Raw genomic sequence first — 18,039 nt, 5'->3', positions numbered from 1 at the left:
CAGCGACACCGCTCAACAACAGGCGCCACCGCAACCATCATCATCTGCCGCTTTCTCGGAACCGGATCCACAGATAAAGGGGCCAAAATGTGAGCTTCGATCACCGATGACGGTGAAGTGTGGAGCATAACGGGTTTCCGCCAGCATTGAAGCAGTGTTTCCACAAACAAGCATCGGCTTGCCGGTAATAAACCGGTGGTGGTCGTCCAGGTCGAAGAAATGGGGAAAATCGGCAACGGTGCCGTGGTAGGTCGCGGTCTGGCCGTAGTCCTCGCAGATGTCTTCCAGACTGTCCAGCTTAAAGGCCCGAATGGTTTCCGAGTAGAAATCCACCATGCCGATTTTCGCCTCGATCTCGGGATTGCCCAAATCGATCATGCAGCTCGCGGTCTTGCGGAAGTCGAGACAGCCCAGGTCACGCAGCAACCGGCGGAAATCCTCCCGATACATCGCTCCGGCCAGGCATTCACCGTGCAACACGGGGTCGAGATAGAATTGTTCCGGCACCCTTCGTCCGGCAAATACATCGGCAAAGAGGAGTTCCCCGCCCGGTTTCAGGACCCGGAAAATCTCGGAAAAGACACTCCGTTTATCAGGCGAGAGGTTGATGACACAGTTGGAAATTACGACATCAACGGAATTGTCGGCGATATCCAGGGCTTTGAGGTCTTCGATATAGCCATTTCTGAAATCAATATTCGGTTTGGCAAAGCCAAACCTGATCATCTGGGTATCGATATTGCGGCGGGCAACTTCCAGCTGCTCCTCGGTCATGTCGACACCTATGACATACCCTGATGGACCGACAAGCTTCGCGGCAAGAAAGGCGTCCCGGCCGGAGCCGCAGCCAAGATCAAGCATGGTACAGCCCGCAAGAGCGGGAGGCAACGGCGAACCGCAGCCATAAAACCTGGTCAGGATTTCATCATTGATTTCAGTGAGCGCCCTTCGAACTGAAGGCGTCAGATTTTCGTCGGTGCAGCAGCAGACACTGGTCTGGAGATCTTTGCTGCCCTGGATTATTTTGCCGTAATAATCGCGTAGTTTGTCTTTATCGAGAGTATTCGTGGTCATTGTTTTCCTGTAAAAAAAAGTTAATTATTCACAACAATTGCAACTGTTCTTTTTGTTCATCATCGGTTCGAGAAATCGGACGAATAACAGTGAGGCTGCAGCCCCGCCTAAAATGGGCGCCGCGACATAAATAACCAGAAAGCCATACCGGTCATCAGGAAAAGCCGCACCTTTCCATCCCGCCAGCCAGGCGAAGATTCGGGGCCCTAAGTCCCGGGCCGGATTGAGGCCTGCCTGGGTAAGAGGGGCGATCACGCAGATAATGGCTGCCACTGTCATGCCGATGAACAATGGCGCCAAGGCATCATCGGGCCGTCCGACATTGCAGCCCTCGGTCAGCGCAAAAATCATCATCACCAGAATGAAGGTGCCAACAGCCTCGGCGCCAAAGGCATTCCAGTACGAAACAACCGCGTTGGCGCCGGCCCCGGGATTCGGATAATATTCGCCGAACATCATTGCAGTTTGTATGGACTCCTGACTTCCCCGCACGATCCCGTGCATGGTTTCATAGGCGGCAATTGATCCGGAAAACAGGGTGTAGAGCACGGTCGCCGCCAGAAAAGCGCCGACGAACTGCGCCGACAGATAAACCGGCAGTCTGCGCACTGTCATCCGGTGCCCCAACACCATGGCAACACTGACCGCCGGATTGAGATGGGCGCAAGAAAGATGGCGGGTGGCGTAGATGGCGAGCGTCACCCCCAGGCCCCAGACGGCGGCAACCTGAAAAAGACCGTTGTGGGCAGAAAAAAGCACGGTTACCGCTACCGAGCCGCAACCGAAAAACACCAAAATAAAGGTGCCGATCAACTCCCCGAAAAACTCAGGTGAATTCCGCATTTCTTCTCCTTCTCAAAGTCCAGGCGTTTGGTTCAAATCGCTATTGGCCACAATTCGTCCTTCTCCATGCTGTATAGTAAAACCGATCTGATCGAGATATTCCAGCACCGGCAGACCGAGGCTCCGGTTAAAGTCAAGCGCCTCCTTACAGTCCCGCAGGCAGAGTTCCCCCCTGTCGACGATCCAGGCGCCGACTTTTTTCTTGATTCCTGCCATGGCAGAGGAGGTGAGATAACGCTCGTTGTTCAAGCGGATCATTTCGCCTGTTTTACAGAAAAAATCGAGGGTTCGCTGGGTCTGTCGCAAGGTGAGCGGTATTTCCGCCGTCTTGACGAAATATCCGGCGCTGAAAGGCCGGAGGCCCTGGTCTTCGGCGTACCGTTGCAGCAGGGCGCCCACCCCGGTTAAATCTTCAGGAAGCCGCTGCCTGAAATCGGCAGGTGTAATACCCCCTTTCATTCTGTCCCACAGTCCTTTGCGGCAGAGATCATCAACGATCCGCACGGCGAGTTTCTCGTCACAGGCCGGTCGGCATTGATGGATGAGCTCCGGAACCTGCATGGGCTGCCGGTCAGGCTTGGCTGCAAATGCCGCCTTGAGTATATCGACAAAACGGCTGGTAAAAGTTTCAAGATCGGGCGCCCGAACTATTTTACCGGCGGATAAATCAACCAGGGTTTTAGCCTTAAGGCCCGAGGCAACATACCCTTCTATTCTTGCCGGCGACCAGATTGTCCTGATAGCCAGAGAGTTCACATCAATGGGGATGCCGGGGTGCAATCGGCAGAATTGTGCAACATAGGCGGCTAGGTCATCGGCCTGCAGCGCCTTGAGCCTACCGGAAATTATTGCTTTGTTTGCTTCACGTACTTTTTCGCCGCTGTGCTCAAGGACGCTGCCGCCGGCAATGACGGCGTTCCTGTTCAAGGGCGTGACCACGAAATGATCCCCTGCCGCCACCACGGCAGGCTTTTTAAGTTGCATCTGCACAAGGCTGTTCCCGGCTGTTCCGTCAGGAGGGGAGTCGATAAATTTAACGGTGGCGGTAAGGACCGAGACGCCAAGATAGAGTTTGACCTTCTGCCTCTCCTTGATGCCTGTACCTGCATGCGGTGGGATTTGCATGGTCGCGTTAAAGTGGGATACGGGGGGGTATTGTCCCGGCGCAGCAAGACACATGCCCCGACAGATGTCGTCCACCCCGACGCGGTGAAGATTGATGCCGATTCGCTGTCCGGCCGTCGCCTCGTCGATTTTCCGGCCATGCTCTTCCAGGGAACGAACCCGGGTGGTGATCCCATTCGGCTGAATCGAAAGATCATCGTTGACCCGGATCTCACCGGACAGCACCGTGCCGCTTACCACCGTGCCGATCCCTGAAAAACTTCGGATCTGGTCGATCCAGAGCCGGAAGGGCATAGCCGGTGGTTTCCCGGAAGATTGTGTCATGGCCAGGTCAAGCAAGGTTATGATCTCTTCCCTGCCGCTGCCGTTAATGGCCGAAAAACGGATAACCGGTTTTCCTTCCAGAAAGGTGCCCGCCGTCAGTTCCATGATCTCCAGTTCGGCCAGTTCCACGGTCTCGGCATCAACGCAATCCGTTTTTGACAGAACCACCATCCCGTCGTTGACCTTGAAAAAAGAGAGAATGTCCAGATGCTCTCTGGTCTGCGGCATGACGCCGTCATCGGCCGCCACCAGGAGAACGGCAAGGTCGACACCCTGCAACCCGCGCACCGTATTCTTCAGGAAATCCTGGTGCCCGGGCACATCCACAAATGAAGCAACCGTTCCATCCGGCCGCGGCCAGCAGGCAATACCCGCCTCCAACGACAGCCCGCGCCGTTTTTCCTCGGGATGCCGGTCCGTGTCAATACCGGTTATCTGTTTGACAAAGGAGGTCTTGCCGTGATCAACATGTCCGGCAACCCCGATGGTGACGTGTTTCATCTCAATACTCATATCAAGTGTGGAAGGGACAAGGGGAATCGAACCTCCTCCTGGTTTTGCAGACCAGGCGCACGGTTTTGAAGACCGCCGGGCGCACCAGCACCATTGTCCCTATCGAATTATTTGCCGGCAACCCATTCCTTATATGGCCATTGCTCCATGCCGCCGGTCAGAATGGTGAGCTTTGCCTCCGGCACCCCTTGCTCCTTGAGATAGTCATAGGTCCGTTTCGCGCCCCCCTTGCCGCGCGGGCAGACGACAACAACGGCTTCATAGTCCTTGGCCCGGTTGACCGCAGGGTCAATGGTCTGTCGCTCGGCATCCGACTTGACCGGATAGGCATTGGTCTCCAGCGACCCCTTGATATGGTGGGCAGCGAAATCCTGCTTTTCCTGGATATCCACCAGGAGCACTGTCCTTTCCGCTTCGAGCCAGCCTTTCAGCTCTTCGGCTGACACATACTGGTAATCAGCGGCCATGCCCTGCTGTGCAAAGGCCAGAAATGCGGTACAGATGATCAGAACAAATTTTTTCATGATGATATTTCTCCTTTGTTTTTTTGCTTCACAATTATTTCAACGTTGGTCAGCAATAATATCTTCCTTTCAATTCACATTTTTCAAGGGTCGGACATCTGTCACAAACTGCATAGCGCAACCGATCCTCAGCGCCCCAGAGTTGCCGGGCCGTCAAGGCACACTGCAGCACACAATCATTGCAGGAGGCCGGTTCACCATCCCGGCTCAGGATCCAGTGGTCCCTCTCCAGAAGAATCTTTTTCTTTGCATTACAAGGGCCGCAGAGAAATTGGAAATGAACCTGCCCGTCCTCGTCTTTCTTCTTCCAGGTTGGCATCTCTGACCTCCTGCTAATAGCCGGCGTGCAAGGCGGCCCCGATGGCGCCAACCAGGTCCGGGGACTCGGGTGAGACCACCCGCGCCTCGGGGAGACGTTCCCGGAGTAACTTGACAACGCAGGGGTTGCGGGCCACGCCACCGGAAAAGACGATGGTCTCACCGTGTCCCATTCGATTGAGCATGCCAACCATCCGATTAACCACCGACAGATGCACGCCCATGGCAATATCCTTTGGCGAAAAACCACGGTTCTTCATGGAAATCACCTCCGACTCGGCAAAGACCGTACACATGGAGTTGATCCCGACCTCGGTTTCAGACCTCAGGGCTTCCGACCCGAATTCATCGAGCCGGAAGCCAAGGGTGGCGGCCATAATCTCCAGGAAGCGGCCGGTGCCGGCGGCGCACTTGTCGTTCATCTGAAAATTACTGACCCGGCCCTGCCGGTCCAGGGCAATGACCTTGGAGTCCTGGCCGCCGATATCGACAATGGTCCGGCAATCCGGGAAAAAATGGCGGGCGCCGAGGGCGTGGGCCTTGATCTCGGTGATCACCTCATGGGCGAAATGCTCGGCGGCCAGATGGCGGCCGTAGCCGGTGGCCACGATCCGCCCCGCCCCATATTTGCCGACCATCTCCAGGGCCTGGCCATAGGGATCGAAGCCGCTCTCGGCCAGCTGCTGGTCGAGCAGGTTGCCGTCACGGATGACGGCAACCTTGATCGTCCGCGAACCTAAATCAATACCGATCTGCATCTCAGCCCCGAATCTGCTCCAGAAAGGCTTCTATTCTCGTCTGCAACTGGCCGACATCCTCGGGGGAATAGTCCGTCTCGATGGAGAGATAGGGAATCCCTTCCTTCTCGCACATCTCGCGGATCTTGATCTCCTCGATGTTGTAGGTGTGACAGAACTGCAAGGAGTAATGCAGCACGCCCTGGGCCTTGGAAGCGCGATATTCCTTCAGCACCTGATGGACCCGTTCGTCGTTGGGGGTGAAGCAGGAGCAGTCGATCTGCATGTAGCGATCGGTCAACACCTCAAGCTGGCGGTCCATGGCGATCTCGCCTTCGGCGATCAGGTCCTTGAAATAGCGGGTGCCGATGCAGGACTCCTCGCCCACCACCACCGCCCCGGCCGATTCCAGCAGGTTGTGGACCTTCCAGTTGGGCAGGGCCATGGGGGTGCCGGAGACCATCACCCGGGGGGCCTCGGCCGGGAAAGCCCCTGAACCTTCCGCGACCCTTCCTTCAAGCTCGTCGCAGAGTTCGTTGACCTTTTCGGCAAAGCGCACCGGCTCGTCATAGAAGGCGATCTGTTCAATGAGCAGGGCGTCCTTGCCGCTGATCGGCGCCGGATTGGCGGCACGGAGTTTGGTTAACCGCTGCAGGGCGCGGCGCTTGTCGTTGATCACCCGGATCGCCCCGGCCAGATCCTCGGCGGAAATGGCCTTCTTGCAGACCTCTTCGACCTTGGCTTTAAAATCCTTCACCTCTTCCAGCCAGAGCGCGCGGTCCCGCGCCTTTTTCATCTGGGGGATCTCCATGACGTAGGTGGGCACCAGCCGGTCGAGGATCTCCCAGGTCTTTTTCTTGGCGTCGCAGGTGGTCTCGCCGTAAACAAAATCAACGCTCTGGAAATAGGGGCAGATACGACCCGCCTTGAAGCCATAGGCCGATTTGACCATGGGGCAGATATTGCGGGGCAGAATTTTTTCGGCGTCCGGGATCGAGCCGGGCGAGCCGCCGCAGAGGCCGACGCAAACCCCGCCGGCCGCCACCACGATCTCCTCGGGGATATAGACGCAGAAGGTGCCGACCACCGGCTTGCCGCTCTTTTTTACTTCCAGCATCTCCTGGATCCGGCCGCCGAAGATTTCCGAGATCATTTGATCGAAATAGCCCATCTTTTGCGGCCGGTTCTTCTGGGCCAGAAACAGTTTGCCATAGACCTCGCCCAGCATCTGCCGCGCCTTGTCAAAGCGGGGTACGTCCATGTCAAGCCCGGCCCACATCTCGGGGTAGGCTTTTACCTCAAAAGTTGCGTTGTTCATGATGGTTTCCTTAATGTAGTAACGATCTTTTTCTCTAACGCCAGGACGCAGAGGCGCAAAGGTGGGTTTGTTGCGGGCAAACGAAATCGGCACACCAACAAAACCTCAGCGCCTTGGCGCCTTGGCGTTAAAATCTTCTTCTTACCTCGCACCTCAAGCCTATTTCTCCACCGGCAGACCGGCTTCCCGCCAGTCGGCGAAGATGGCCTGGTTGATCTTCTCGTAGCCGAGCTTCTGCAACTTCCGGTAGGCGTTGTAGCTGCGGCCCCCGGAGTTGCAGTAGACGACGATCTGTTTCTCCTTGTCCAGCACCTCGGATCCGGCCGCAAAGCCGGCCACCGGGATGTTGATGGCGTCGGGGATATGGCCGGCCTGGAACTCCTCCGGGTCGCGGACATCGACCACGGTGAGGTTGGTGGCGCCGCTGTTGATCAGACTCTGCAGCTCGGCCGGGGCGATCTTGGTGGTCTCAATCCTTTTTTCGTAATCGGGCCCGGCGTAGATCGGCAGCCCCTTCTCCTCCCAGACCGGCATGCCCTCGGCATAGATGAAGACATTGTCATAGCCGGCGGCGATGGCCCTGGCCGCCGCCTTCTTGGACTTGCCGCATTTGCTGCCATTGCAGTAGAAGACCAGGCGGGCCGACTTCTCCGCCGGCAACTGGCCGGCAAATTTATCCCATTGCTTGACCGGGATGCTGATCGCCCCTTTGATGTGGACTTCCTGATACTCCTCGGGGTTGCGGGCATCGATTACGGTCAGCGTGGCCTTGCCGTCGAGCATCTTCTTGAGCCCCTCGGTATCGACCAGACCATGGCCGTCCCTCATCTGATGGTAGAGCAGGGTGTACTTGAAGGTGGCCGGGTCGAGCCAGTCCAGGGTAGCGTCGCCCACCTGGGCGAAGGGGTACATCAGGTAGTTGAGCGGTTCCCCGGCCTGCGGCGGATTCAAGGTCAGGTCGCGGCCCTCGCTCAAGCGGAGCCGGTAGGCATCGACCCCGCCCCAGAAGTACTCGCGGTACTCCCTGGTCCTGGCCTCGTTCAGTTCCAGTTTCTCGACCAGCATCTTCTTGCGGACATCGGCCGGATCGACCGGGACCCAGCCGTAACCGGGCAGGTAGAACTCGGCCCAGCAATGCTGCCAGGTGGAGATATCCTGGCTCATGTCCTTGCCCATCCGGATGCCGAAGACCTCGCGGGCCGGCACCCCGGCGGCCCGGGCCAGGGCGATATAAACCGAGCTGATGTCGGCGCACTTGCCGCCCGGATCCTGGAGGAGCAGGCAGACATCACCCTTGCCGCAGCCCCGGGTCTCGGGCTTGCGGTAGGTGTTGTCCACCGTCCAGTCATAGACCGCCCGGGCCTTGGCCAGCACCCCTGTCTGGCCCTTGGTGATCTCGGCCGCCAGCTTGGTGATCTGTTCGGTGAAGGGGGCCAGCGAGGTGGGCGCCAGATAGAGGGCGTAATCGGCCGGGTCCCAGGCCGCTTCCTGCGCCGGGAAATTCCGGCGGGCTACCTCGTGGCGGGCGGCCGTGAAGGACAGGGACAGCTGCCGGTCGGTGGCCGTCTTGTCCCAGCGGGCATAGAGCACCGGGGTGCCGAAAACCCTGTCGGTGTAGACCGCCGCCTCGGTGTAGTCGCCCTCCAGCTTGACCCCGGTGATGTCCTGATCACCATCGGTCACCGGATAGGGTAGCCAGAGCTTGACCTCCTGCCCGGCCGGCTGGGCCGACAGATCGAAATCCATGGTAATCACCCCGGAAACCTTGTTGGCGAAGGCCGGGGAGGCAAAGACAAGAAGCATCGTCAGGATCAGGCCCAAAATGTTCTTCTGCATGATATTCTCCAAGTGCGAAGCGCGACGATCAATCGCCAGCTAGTTTAGTAAAAACTGAAATTGGCCGGGAAAGGATCTAATAGCAAGGAAAAGACCAAAGAACAAATACAAAGGTCCGATGTCGGCCAGGGAACCGATAGGGAAAAGCTAGAGGCTGGATAGGATATACCTGTCCGTTTGGAAGAAAAGCGAGGCGGGATATTAACCTTCGCTGGCGCCGGGCAGGGCGCAGGGCCCGCCGACGCAGCAGCCCTCGACATCGAAGGCGTTCAGAATTCTTAATTCCTTTTCCCGCCGCGCGGCGGGCAGGCCCGGCAGCAGCGGCTGGCTTTCGGCCAGGGCGACCAACTGGGCCCGGTCGGGTATGGCGGCCAGGCCGGGGGCGAGCACCTTGCCGCTCACCGTGTCCAGCAGCTCGGCGTCCTCGCCGTTGCTGATCACCGCCAGCGGGATGACGGTGGCTTCCTCCAGGACCCGGGCCGCCGCCACCGTGGGCCGCTCCCGGGTGACCAGGGAACCGGGCCCGTAGCGCAGGAGCAGCAGGGGCCGCCCGGCCAACCGCACCACCAGTTCGATGGTCGAAACCACGAAGCAGCCGGCGAACAGGGTCTCGATCTTGCGCCGCGGTTCCAGCTCGTCTTTGGCAAAGCCCTTCTCCTCGACCAGCAGGCGGGCCAGCTTCTGCCGGTAGCGCTCGTCGTCGGTGTCGACCAGGGCCTCGCCGGTGACGAAATCGGTCAGCGTCCCGTAGATCATGTGGTGGGAAGGGATGTCGGCCATGGGTGCTCAACTGCGAGTTGGTCACAATAAAAAAGGGGCCGTTGCCAGCCCCCAGGATAACCCATAAAACAACGAGTTATAAGTGAAAAGTTATAAGTTATAAGTTTCGGTTGTTACTGATCAGATGGCCGGCAGTGGATTCGAAGTCTGGAGCTTCAAACAGTACCTTCCACAACTTGTAACTTTAAACTTTAAACTTATAACTGTCTTTTAAAGGCTCAGCCACGACTCGGAGAAGACATTCTGGCCGGACAATACCTTGTAGGTCTTGTAATGCTCCAGGGCCTTCTGGTCGAGGGTGGCGGGATCGGGGTCGTTGCCGTCCATCATCTCGTGGACCATGCTGACGATGGTCTGGCGCTCGCCGCGGCAGAGGGCCATCAACTCGGGGTCGTAGGAGTTGACGATGGCGGTGGTCAGGTTGTACTTCATCAGCATGATCAGATAGGTGCGGTCCAGATAACCCCGCAGTTCGTGGGCCACGCCGTTACTGACGTTGGAGAGGCCGACGGTGGAGCGGGCCCCGGGGGCGATCTCCTGCAGCATGCTCAAAAACTCCAGGCCGGAGGCGATCTGGTCGGCGCCCAGGGTGATCGGGGTGGCGATGGGATCGAAGATCATCTTCTCGTTGGGGATGCCGGCCTCGTTCAAAGCCATCATCAGGTCGACGGCCATGGCGCAGCGCTCGTTGGAGTCGCGCGGCATGCCTTCCGGGCCCCAGAGCAGGGTGATGGCGTTGCAGCCGGCCTCGGCGGCCACCGGGATCAGCTTCTCCATGCGTTCGGGCTGGGCCGAGATCGAGTTCATGATCGCCCCGGTCTTGTTCTTGATCGCCGCGAAACCGGCGGCCATGGCGGCGGTGTTGGTGGTGTCGAGGCAGAGCGGCAGGGGGGTGACCTCCTCGATGGTCTGCACCACCCAGGGCAGCAGCTCGGTGCCGTCCTTGCGGGCCGGGCCGACGTTGAGGTCGAGCCAGGCGGCGCCGGCGGCGGTCTCTTCCTTGGCCATCTCCTGGATCGGGCCTTTTTCGCGGGCCTTCATGGCGGTACCGCTGCGGGTACCCATGATGTTGATGCTTTCGGCGATGCCGAGTACGAGATTCGAAGACATTTTTCTCTCCTTTGCAATCAATTGATATTTCAGATTCCTGGGAATCGGTTTAGCGGGTGGTGCCGGGAGCGCTGAAAATAAGCGCTAAAACTAGCGGTAATACAGCTGGTTGTCAACCGGGATGTGGCGGGAGGGTGATTTTGCCGGGTCACCCGAGAATTTACCGGTCAATTCGGTCTGGGAAGATCCCTCGTGGAGGAGGTCAAACGTAACCGGCACGTTACAGCTTGCATAAGTAAGCCAGGCGAATTAAGTTAATGTCAACGACATTAATTGACTACAAGGTGACTCCATGAGCCAAATTACCGCCCGACTCTCGGAAGAGATGGTCAAAGAGATAGATCGTGCCGCGCGGGTTTTGCATCGCTCCCGGGCCGACATCGTCCGCAAGGCCATCGAAACGTATCTGGAAGACTTTGACGATCTGAATACCGCCATCGATCGGCTGCGTGACCCTGCCGACTGCAGCCTGGATTGGGAGCAGGCTAAACGTGAATTACTCGCTGCAGATTAAGGAAAGTGCCTTCAAAGAGCTGCGGCGAATCGACAAGCCTCAACGTCTGCGCCTCATTGAAGCCATCGAGGCGCTGCCCGACAACCCGCTGGCAGGCAAATCCCTGAAAGGTGATCTCTCCGGCCTGCGCCGCATCCGGGTTGGCGACCATCGGGTAGTCTATGAACTGATCGAACAACAACTTCTCATCCTCATCGTGCGCGTGGCGCACCGCAAATCCGTCTATCGTTGACCGTGGTCCCACTTTTTCTTGCCCCCAAGCCAACTGCCTGACATCATTGCTTTGCAGTCTGAAAAATGGCTGTTTTTTGATCCTTGAGGCAACTTTTTAACCGCAAATGCGCGGCTCAAAGACGATAGGCATCAAAGGAAGAGAGTCCGCTTTTGCCTCCAGAATGGCTCAGGGGCCAAGAACATCAGAGCAAGAATCAAGCAAAGACGCGATCCCCCGGACATTGTTTTTATGTCCTTAAGACAGAGGCTTTTCCCAAATCCGCACGGCGTGATCCAGCCATCCATCGGCATCGGGGCCGATGCCGAGCCCGAAGCTATGCAATATGGAGTCCGGGTTTCAGGCGGCAGAGCTGATCGTGTAGACGGTCTGGGTCGGAAAGGCGAAATCCAGGCCGCTGTCCCGGAAGGCCCGCATAACGGCCAGGTTGATCGTGGTCTGGACCGCGGGGATGTCTTCGCCCTTCTTGATGTAATAGATGAAGGTGATATTCAGCGAAGAAGCCCCGAATTCGCTGAATGAAACCACCATCTGTTCTTCGAGCCCCGGGGTCTTGGCGACGATCTCGCGCAAGATCCGCATCGCCTCTTCCATCTTCTCCGGGGTGGTGTCGTAGGTGAGCCCCAGGCTGGCGACGACCTTGCGGGATGGCTCCCAGCTGATGTTTTCCACGGCCGAATCGGCAAACTTGGCGTTGGGAATAGTCACCGTGCGGCCTTCCAGGGTCTGCAGGCGGGTGCTGCGGACCCCGATCTCCTTGATCACCCCGTCGTAGCCGGCAACCTTGACCCGGTCGTGCAAGTTGAAGGGCCGGTCGGTGAAGATCGTGAAGCCCCCGAAGACATTGGAGACGGTATCCTTGGCGGCCATGGCCAGGGCCAGGCCGCCGATGCCGAGCCCGGCGATGAGCGCCCCCACGTCGTAGCCGGCGTTGTTCAACCCTACGATCACGGTCACGGACCAGATGATCAGCTTGGAGCCTTTCCGGGCGATGGGCAGGAGCTGGTCGTCCAAATCGCTCTCGGTCTTCTTCGACAAGGGAGCCAGAAATTCCCGGAAAAAAGCGTCGAGGAGACGCACCACCATCCAGCCCACCATCAGAATGACCAGGAACTGGAGTACGCCTCCGGTGACAGTCTTGGCCGCTTCGGGCAGGCTCAGGGTCCGCAGCCCGAACCAGATGCCAAAGAGGATGAAGGCGGCCACCACCGGTTCTTCCACCATGTCGATGATGATGTCGTCGAGCTTCGACTCGGTCTTGGCTGTCAGCCGCCGGGCGACGGTGGTGAAGAACCAGTAGAGCGCCTTGCCCGCCACCATCGCCACGACGATGATGCCCAGGGCCAGGAGCCATTCCTGAATCGTGTTCGAATAGTAGGTCTTGTCCAGTATGTTCATCTTTGTCCTTCTGGCGCCTGGATTTTACCGGCCCCGGGGGGCCGGGTTCAACGGTTTGCCCAGCTTACTGCTGGCCGGGATTTTCTTTTTATTCCTGCAACAACTCCACCCGGGCGGCCCTCACTCGGCCAGCTTGGCCTGCACTGTGGGAAACAGCCCCATGTCGGTATGGGGCAGGAAGAGCGCCGCCATGTAGTGGTTCATGAACTGGGGGTTCTCGGCCAGCTCCATGTTGGTCATCAGCTTGCTGACCTCGGTCCGCTCCCGGAACCGCTTGTTGTCGCAGAGGCTGATCTGGCAGCCGGTCAGCGAGGCGTTGCCCAGGTAGTAGAAGCGTTCCCGCTCGATATCGGGCAAAAGCCCGATAGTGATGGCCCGCTCGAGATCGATGTAGGCCCCGAAGTTGCCGGCCAGGATCACCCGGTCGAGATCGGTAAAGGTCATGCCCACCGATTCCAGCAGGGTCAAATAACCGGCGTACATGGCGCCCTTGGCCCGGATCAGGTTGTCGAGGTCGACCTCGGTGATGACAAGGTCCTCGCCGGTCAGCGAATCACCGCCCCAGGCCAGGACGTACTCGTAGCCGTCGTGGCCCTCGCGGATGCGGGGATGGGAGAGGGCCCGGTTGAACTTGCCCTGCTGGTCGATGACCTTGGCCTCCAGCAATTCGGAGACGATGCTGATCAAGCCGGAGCCGCAGATACCGCAGGGCTTGGAGAGATCGATGGTGACCAGCATCGGGTCCAGGGTGGCCGGGTGGATATGAAAGTTCTCGATGGCCCCGGTGTTGGCCCGCATGCCGTGCTTGATGCCGCCGCCCTCGAAGGCCGGCCCGGCCGAACAGGCGGCGCAGGCCATCCAGTCCCGGTTGCCGACCACGATCTCGCCGTTGGTGCCGATGTCGATGAACAGGGTCAACTCCTCGCTCTTGTGCATCTGGGCGGCGTGGACCCCGGCAACGATGTCGCCGCCGACGTAGCTGGCGATGGAGGGGTAGAGAAAGAGGCGCACCGAAGGGTGGGCGTAAACCCCGATACTGGCGGCCCGGGTCAGGGGCATCTGGCTGCAGGTCGGCACATAGGGGGCCTCGCGCAGGTACTTGGGATTGATGCCCAGCAGCATCTGACTCATCACGGTATTGCCGGCGGCCATGATGTAGCTGATGTCGCTGGGGCTGATGATCACCTTCTGGCAGACCGCCTCGATCACCTTGTTGATGGTCCGCACCACCTGGTCCTGCAGGTCCTTAAGGCCGCCGGGCCGCTGCGAGTAGATGATCCGCGAGATGACATCCTCGCCGAAGCGGATCTGCTCGTTGTAAGAGGTGGAGTCGGCCAGCACCTGGCCGGAGTTCAAATCGATCAGCAGGCCGCAGACCGTGGTGGTGCCGATATCGACGGCCAGGCCGTAAAGCCGGTGGGTGGTGTTGCCGGGCTCCACGGCGATGATCCGGTCCGGCTCCTCGGCCCTTTTGCCTTTCAGGAGGATGACCGTCACCTCCCAGTTCTTTTCGCGCAGGCTGAAGGGCAGTTCCTGCAGCAACTGGGGATGATCGTAGGTCGGCTCGACGCAGTCATAGCAGCCCTTGCGAATGGCCCGCAGGAGGCGCTGCAGGTCGGGAACGTTGTCATCAATGGAAGGCGGATCCAGTTTCAGGAAGCGTTTTTCCACCGGCGGGTCGAGCTGCCACTCGCCGACCAGGTCGGCCATGGAGCGGGCCGAAATGGCGTGGGTGGTCTTGGGTTTGCGCTTTAAGGCCCGGCCGTCCTTGCTGACCACCTCGGGGATGGTGACGGTGATGTCGCCGCCGATTCTGGCCTGACAGGCCAGGTGAAAACCCTTCTTGTCGGCGGGCGGCCCGATAATCGAAGCCTCGCCCTGGTCGATTTTCACCTTGCACTTGCCGCAGACCCCGTCGCCGCCGCAGTAGGCGTGGATGTAAACCCCGGCGTTGGCCGCCGCGGCCAGGAGGTTTTCACCATCCTCGACCTGGACCTTGACGTTATCGGGCAAAAAATGGATTTCGTGGCTCATTTATCGTTGCGCTCCATGGATGACAGGGACATGAACCGGTTTATTTAACATAAATGCAGGATATCGAAAAGAAGGAAAGGGGGCAAGGCGCGGGGCAGCGCTGGTTGCTTTGATTTGATGGCCGGGAAAATTCAGGGTATGCTGGGGTGTCCGCCGCACAACCCGAACCCGAAGAGGGCAAGATGACCATCGAAGCGATCTACACCGGAGAACTCAGCCCCTGCCGGGGTGGCTTTCTCCAGTTCGACGTGCAACTGGGCGACCTCGAGGCCAACCTGAGCGCCCTGCGCCGGGGGCTGGCCGCCTTAAACCCGGCCGGGCCGGGCCTGCTCGTCCTGCCCGAGTTGTGGGGAGCCGGCTTCGACTACCCGAACATGGCGCAGCACTGCAGCCGGACCCCGGAGCTCTTGGGCGCCCTGCAGGCGGAGGCGGACCGCTACAATATCCTCCTGGCCGGCTCATTGCCGGAACACGGCGACGACCCTGAGGGCTACCGGCGGATCTTCAACACCCTCTTCATCGTCGGCCCGACGGGAGTCCTGGGCCAGATCAGAAAACAGCAGCTCTTCGCCCCCATGGACGAGGATCGCCATTTTACCGCCGGCGACAACCCCCAGCCGGTGGCCACTTCCCTGGGACTGGTGGCCGGCCAGGTCTGCTTCGACCTGCGCTTTCCCGACCTGAGCCGCAGCCAGGCCGCCCAGGGCGCCCAGCTCATGGTGGTCAGCGGCCAGTGGCCCGCCGCCCGCAGGGAGCACTGGCGGGTGCTGCTCAAGGCCCGGGCCATCGAAAACCAGATGTTCGTGATCGGCTGCAACCGCTGTGGCGAAACCGGAGACACCGAGTTCGGCGGGCACTCGTTGATCGTCGCCCCGGATGGCACGGTGCTGGCGGAAGCTGGCGCTGGCGAGGAGGCGAAACTGGTCGCCCTCGACCCGGCCCTGGTCGCCAAAAGCCGCCGGCTCTTCACCGTCGTCGCCCATTCACCATACCGCTACCCGGATCGGGACAAGATCGTCACCCTGGACGAACTGCTGGCCAGCCGCGCCGTTTACCGCCGGCTGGGCCGCCGGCTGGTCTACACCAACGGCTGCTTCGACATCCTGCACCGGGGCCACGTCACCTATCTGGAAGCGGCGCGCCGCCTGGGCGACTGCCTGGTGGTGGGGCTGAACAGCGACGCCTCGGTGCGACGCCTCAAGGGGCCGAGCCGCCCCTTAAACGATGAAGACTCCCGGGCCCGGGTCCTGGCCGCCCTGGGTTGCGTCGACTTCGTGGTGCTTTTCGAGGAGGACACCCCGCAGGAACTGATCGGCGCCCTGCTGCCCGAGGTGCTGGTCAAGGGCGGCGACTGGCCGGTGGCCAAAATCGTCGGGGCGCCGGAGGTCCTGGCGGCGGGAGGAGAGGTCTACAGCATCCCCCTGGTGGAAAATTTCTCCACCACCGGCCTGATCGCCAGGATCGCCGGCCAGGGAGAGGGCTGAGGCACCATCCCCGCCAGCCCTCCCGGAAGAGCCGTGGCAACTTCCATTTCCTTTAGCGCCGGTAAATATGCTATAATTGGAGCGTTGACCGTCATCGCAGACCGAGTGAGGCGGTCCGGTTTTTTCGGGATGGAAGTCGGAGCGGAAAGGAACTGATCATGACCAGAATTATCGCCTCTCTAAGTTTGCTGCTGCTCGCCAGCCCGGCCTGGGCCGGGAGCTGCCTGAAAGGCGATTGCCGCGATGGCCGGGGAATCTACCGCTGGAACGACGGCTCCTCTTTTTCCGGCACCTTCGTCAAGGGCAGCCCCGAAGGGGAGGGGGAGTACACCGACCAGGCCGGGCGCAAATTTCACGTGCTCTACCTGGACGGGCAGCCGGTGAGCAGCACCCCGGTCACGGCCGCGGAGGAGGAACTCAGGCTCAGGCAGCTGGAGGCCGAGAGATACAACGAGGCCGGCGTCATGCACCTGCGGAAAAAGGATTACGAGTCGGCCATCTTCTTCTTCAACAAGGCCATCACCCTCTGGCCCGACAACCCCAATTTTCACCAGAATTACCTGCTGGCCAAGCAAAGAAAATAGGAAGCGCCGGGCGCTATCTCTCCGGTGCCGGACAGAGCCCCAGCCAGCCAGCCGGCAAATCCGCCGGCGCCAGACCCAGTTCCCGGGCAAAATCCCGCAGTTCGCCGCTGCCGCAATTGATCGCCGAAGAACGGGCGCCAGTCCTGGTTTCGGCGATCTCGTTGGCCAAAAAAACCAGCAGAGCCTGGGCGACTTCCCGGCGATAAGCCTCCAGCACCCAGCCCTCTTTCCGGCAAAAACAGGTCAGGCGGCGCCAGTTGACCGAAGCCCGCATCACCCCCCGATAGAGCCCCAGGTCACGATTCCCCGGGTCCAGATCACGGCGGATGATTTCCCGGTAGCGCTCCACCACCATGGCCTGCAAGGCTCGGATCTCCCGGGCCCTCAATTCGAGACCAGGACCATCGGCGGCCCGGGTCAGATAATAAAGGGAACCGTGCAGGGCGACTTCCGGAATCTCGCCGGAATGCCGGACAATCAACAACTCGTCGGCCAGCGAGGGATTGTCGGTTTCAACTTCGTTCATTGCTCCGCTCGCCGCCCCGGTCTTGTTTGTCTGCAGCGACCGTAAGCGACCAGGGCTGGGGGGTTTGCAGGGTGAAATGCAGCCAGAGCCGGCGCTGACGCAGGCTGGCCGTTGATTCCCCCGGAGGAGGGTCTGGCGCCGCCGAACCGCTATCCCCGCCCATCGACCCTCAGCTCTCCGCGGCACAAATGACGCACAGGCAGGTTTCCGGCAACAGTCTCAGACGGGCCAGGGGAATGGGCTCACCGCACTCACGACAGAAACCGAACTCCGGGCCATCGCTGGCCGCCAGAGCCCGCTCCAGTTGCACCAGGCGGCTTCTGGCATCCTGGAGCTTGGCGCCATTCAGGTTGCGGGCGCTCAAGGCATCCAGCCGGGAGAGGCGGCCGATGGCATCATCCGGGGCCACCGGGCCGGAAGACGCCCGCAGGGAGATGATATTCTCCTGAACCCGAACCTTTTCCGCCGCCAACAGTTCCTGCAGGGCCCGCCTGTCCGCCTGGTTCATGGTGCCGCTTATTTCCAGATGGCCCGGGGCGGCTCGGATTTATCGCGCCGGCGGCGTTCGTCCCGACGCTCGTCACGACTGTCCTGCTCGTCACCTTCCGGCTCCGGGGTCGCCTCTTCCGGTTCACTCTGGCGACGTTTTTTGGCCTTTTCCTGCTCGCGCTTTTCCTGCTCCTGGCGGTTGCGTTGGCGGGCGTCATCTTCACGGCGCTGCTGCTCCCGCGCCTCGCGCTCTTTTTGCTCCCGCTCACTGCGCCG

Annotated in this window: 20 protein-coding genes and 1 tRNA gene; 4 read left to right on the top strand and 17 right to left on the bottom strand. The window is 59.9% G+C overall.

The window, feature by feature from the left end; genetic code table 11:
• Window positions 1-12 precede the first annotated feature (12 nt).
• From KKG35_10570 to KKG35_10520, 11 genes are all read right to left on the bottom strand, one after another.
• Window positions 13-1,074, bottom strand: a complete 1,062-nt coding sequence (locus KKG35_10570) for a methyltransferase domain-containing protein (GenBank protein MBU1738571.1) — start codon at window positions 1,072-1,074, stop codon at window positions 13-15.
• Window positions 1,075-1,098: 24 nt separating this feature from the next.
• Window positions 1,099-1,917 carry an aquaporin family protein gene (locus KKG35_10565; protein MBU1738570.1) on the bottom strand — a complete coding sequence of 273 codons (819 nt, stop codon included), beginning with the start codon at window positions 1,915-1,917 and terminating at the stop codon, window positions 1,099-1,101.
• Between the two features lie 12 nt (window positions 1,918-1,929).
• A complete protein-coding gene (gene selB / locus KKG35_10560; GenBank protein ID MBU1738569.1) occupies window positions 1,930-3,867 on the bottom strand; it encodes a selenocysteine-specific translation elongation factor in 1,938 nt (645 codons plus the stop codon).
• A 20-nt stretch (window positions 3,868-3,887) separates the two neighbouring features.
• A tRNA-Sec gene (locus KKG35_10555) sits at window positions 3,888-3,979 on the bottom strand.
• Between the two features lie 7 nt (window positions 3,980-3,986).
• A complete protein-coding gene (locus tag KKG35_10550) occupies window positions 3,987-4,346 on the bottom strand; it encodes a rhodanese-like domain-containing protein (protein MBU1738568.1) in 360 nt (119 codons plus the stop codon).
• Between the two features lie 106 nt (window positions 4,347-4,452).
• A complete protein-coding gene (locus tag KKG35_10545; protein ID MBU1738567.1) occupies window positions 4,453-4,722 on the bottom strand; it encodes a hypothetical protein in 270 nt (89 codons plus the stop codon).
• Window positions 4,723-4,735: 13 nt separating this feature from the next.
• The gene (locus tag KKG35_10540) at window positions 4,736-5,479 is read right to left on the bottom strand and encodes a 3-hydroxyacyl-ACP dehydratase (GenBank protein ID MBU1738566.1); all 744 of its coding nucleotides are present in this window, start codon (window positions 5,477-5,479) and stop codon (window positions 4,736-4,738) included.
• A 1-nt stretch (window position 5,480) separates the two neighbouring features.
• Window positions 5,481-6,776 carry a 2-hydroxyacyl-CoA dehydratase family protein gene (locus KKG35_10535; GenBank protein ID MBU1738565.1) on the bottom strand — a complete coding sequence of 432 codons (1,296 nt, stop codon included), beginning with the start codon at window positions 6,774-6,776 and terminating at the stop codon, window positions 5,481-5,483.
• Window positions 6,777-6,935: 159 nt separating this feature from the next.
• Complete coding sequence (locus KKG35_10530; protein MBU1738564.1) at window positions 6,936-8,612, bottom strand: hypothetical protein; 1,677 nt, start codon at window positions 8,610-8,612, stop codon at window positions 6,936-6,938.
• A 201-nt stretch (window positions 8,613-8,813) separates the two neighbouring features.
• Window positions 8,814-9,392, bottom strand: coding sequence for a type I restriction enzyme HsdR N-terminal domain-containing protein (locus KKG35_10525; GenBank protein ID MBU1738563.1), 579 nt, complete (start codon window positions 9,390-9,392; stop codon window positions 8,814-8,816).
• Window positions 9,393-9,602: 210 nt separating this feature from the next.
• Window positions 9,603-10,502 (bottom strand): dihydropteroate synthase, encoded by a 900-nt coding sequence (locus tag KKG35_10520; GenBank protein MBU1738562.1) that lies wholly within the window; start codon window positions 10,500-10,502, stop codon window positions 9,603-9,605.
• 292 nt (window positions 10,503-10,794) lie between these two features.
• On the opposite strand from KKG35_10520, the gene KKG35_10515 reads away from it, so the two are divergent.
• Together KKG35_10515 and KKG35_10510 are read left to right on the top strand one after the other, a co-directional pair.
• Window positions 10,795-11,016, top strand: coding sequence for a ribbon-helix-helix domain-containing protein (locus KKG35_10515; GenBank protein MBU1738561.1), 222 nt, complete (start codon window positions 10,795-10,797; stop codon window positions 11,014-11,016).
• On the top strand, window positions 10,994-11,248 hold the full coding sequence (locus tag KKG35_10510) for a type II toxin-antitoxin system RelE/ParE family toxin (GenBank protein MBU1738560.1): 255 nt from the start codon (window positions 10,994-10,996) through the stop codon (window positions 11,246-11,248). Before KKG35_10515 ends, KKG35_10510 begins: the two co-directional genes overlap by 23 nt.
• A gap of 339 nt (window positions 11,249-11,587) precedes the next feature.
• Here KKG35_10510 and KKG35_10505 read toward each other — a convergent pair whose 3' ends face one another.
• Together KKG35_10505 and KKG35_10500 are read right to left on the bottom strand one after the other, a co-directional pair.
• Window positions 11,588-12,646, bottom strand: a complete 1,059-nt coding sequence (locus KKG35_10505; GenBank protein ID MBU1738559.1) for a mechanosensitive ion channel family protein — start codon at window positions 12,644-12,646, stop codon at window positions 11,588-11,590.
• 120 nt (window positions 12,647-12,766) lie between these two features.
• Window positions 12,767-14,680, bottom strand: a complete 1,914-nt coding sequence (locus tag KKG35_10500) for a DUF4445 domain-containing protein (protein ID MBU1738558.1) — start codon at window positions 14,678-14,680, stop codon at window positions 12,767-12,769.
• Between the two features lie 182 nt (window positions 14,681-14,862).
• On the opposite strand from KKG35_10500, the gene rfaE2 reads away from it, so the two are divergent.
• Window positions 14,863-16,164: a D-glycero-beta-D-manno-heptose 1-phosphate adenylyltransferase gene (gene rfaE2, locus KKG35_10495; GenBank protein ID MBU1738557.1), complete on the top strand. Its 1,302-nt coding sequence runs from the start codon at window positions 14,863-14,865 to the stop codon at window positions 16,162-16,164.
• A 158-nt stretch (window positions 16,165-16,322) separates the two neighbouring features.
• Window positions 16,323-16,748, top strand: coding sequence for a hypothetical protein (locus KKG35_10490; GenBank protein ID MBU1738556.1), 426 nt, complete (start codon window positions 16,323-16,325; stop codon window positions 16,746-16,748).
• Between the two features lie 13 nt (window positions 16,749-16,761).
• Here KKG35_10490 and KKG35_10485 read toward each other — a convergent pair whose 3' ends face one another.
• From KKG35_10485 to KKG35_10470, 4 genes are all read right to left on the bottom strand, one after another.
• A complete protein-coding gene (locus tag KKG35_10485) occupies window positions 16,762-17,274 on the bottom strand; it encodes a hypothetical protein (protein ID MBU1738555.1) in 513 nt (170 codons plus the stop codon).
• Window positions 17,261-17,437 (bottom strand): hypothetical protein, encoded by a 177-nt coding sequence (locus tag KKG35_10480; protein MBU1738554.1) that lies wholly within the window; start codon window positions 17,435-17,437, stop codon window positions 17,261-17,263. Before KKG35_10480 ends, KKG35_10485 begins: the two co-directional genes overlap by 14 nt.
• Window positions 17,438-17,443: 6 nt before the next feature.
• Window positions 17,444-17,782: a TraR/DksA C4-type zinc finger protein gene (locus KKG35_10475; protein MBU1738553.1), complete on the bottom strand. Its 339-nt coding sequence runs from the start codon at window positions 17,780-17,782 to the stop codon at window positions 17,444-17,446.
• An 8-nt stretch (window positions 17,783-17,790) separates the two neighbouring features.
• The coding region (locus KKG35_10470; GenBank protein ID MBU1738552.1) for a hypothetical protein at window positions 17,791-18,039 on the bottom strand (249 nt) is incomplete at its 5' end.

It is taken from the genome of Pseudomonadota bacterium (assembly GCA_018823285.1).
Lineage (GTDB): Bacteria > Desulfobacterota > Desulfobulbia > Desulfobulbales > JAGXFP01 > JAHJIQ01.
The sequence above is the reverse complement of the archived record's forward strand: the minus strand, read 5'-3'. Positions and strand labels throughout refer to the sequence as shown.